This is a genomic window from Micromonospora sp. NPDC049204, from assembly GCF_040647935.1.
Lineage (GTDB): Bacteria > Actinomycetota > Actinomycetes > Mycobacteriales > Micromonosporaceae > Micromonospora.
On the sequence record NZ_JBEZDC010000043.1, the window covers coordinates 1 to 1,278 of the forward strand.

Annotated in this window: 1 protein-coding gene; it reads left to right on the top strand. The window is 63.8% G+C overall.

The window, feature by feature from the left end:
- On the top strand, positions 1 to 1,278 hold a 1,278-nt coding region (locus AB0A90_RS34740), incomplete at both ends, for a polyketide synthase (RefSeq protein WP_357256213.1).

Consider the following 1,278-nt stretch of genomic DNA (forward strand, 5'->3'; position numbering starts at 1 on the left):
ATTGCGATTGTGGGTGTGGGGTGTCGTTTTCCGGGTGGTGTGCGGTCGGCTGAGGATTTGTGGCGGTTGGTGGTGACGGGTGGGGATGGGATTTCGGAGTTTCCGGGGGATCGGGGTTGGGATCTGGAGGGGTTGTATGACCCTGATCCTGATGCGTCGGGGAAGTCGTATACGCGTCATGGTGGGTTTGTTGATGATGCGGGTGGGTTCGACGCGGGTTTGTTTGGGGTTTCTCCGCGTGAGGCTTTGGCGATGGATCCGCAGCAGCGGTTGTTGTTGGAGACGTCGTGGGAGGTGTTCGAGCGGGCGGGTGTGGATCCGTTGTCGTTGCGGGGGAGCGCGACGGGGGTGTTTATCGGGGCGATGGGGTCGGAGTATGGGCGGCATACGGCGCCTGGGGAGAGCGTGGAGGGTTTCGCGGTTACGGGTAGTGCGGCGAGTGTGATTTCGGGGCGGTTGTCGTACACGTTTGGGTTGGAGGGCCCGGCGGTGACGGTGGATACGGCGTGTTCGTCGTCGTTGGTGGCGTTGCATTTGGCGGCGCAGGCGTTGCGGGCGGGTGAGTGCACGTTGGCTCTTGCTGGTGGGGTGTCGGTGATGTCGAGCCCGAAGGCGTTTGTGGAGTTCAGCCGGCAGCGGGGGTTGTCGCCGGATGGGCGTTGTAAGCCGTTCGCCGCGGCTGCGGATGGGACGGGCTGGGGTGAGGGTGTGGGTGTGCTGTTGGTGGAGCGGTTGTCTGACGCTCGCCGTAATGGTCATCCTGTGTTGGCGGTGGTGCGTGGTTCGGCGGTGAATCAGGACGGGGCGAGTAATGGTCTGACCGCACCGAATGGGCCGTCGCAGCAGCGGGTTATTCGTCAGGCTTTGGCTAGTGCGAGGTTGTCGCCTGGCGAGGTTGATGTGGTGGAGGCGCATGGCACGGGGACGACGTTGGGTGATCCGATTGAGGCGCAGGCGATTATCGCGACCTATGGTCAGGACCGTCCTGCGGGTCGTCCGTTGTGGTTGGGGTCGGTGAAGTCGAATATTGGTCATACGCAGGCGGCGGCGGGTGCTGCTGGTGTGATCAAGATGGTGGAGGCGATGCGGCACGGGGTGTTGCCGCGGACGTTGCATGTGGATTCGCCGTCGCCGCATGTGGATTGGTCTGCGGGTGCGGTGGAGTTGTTGACCGAGTCGCGGGCGTGGCCGGATACGGGTCGTCCATGGCGGGTGGGGGTGTCGTCGTTCGGGATCTCCGGCACGAATGCCCACGTCATCCTCGAAACCGCCCCCGAA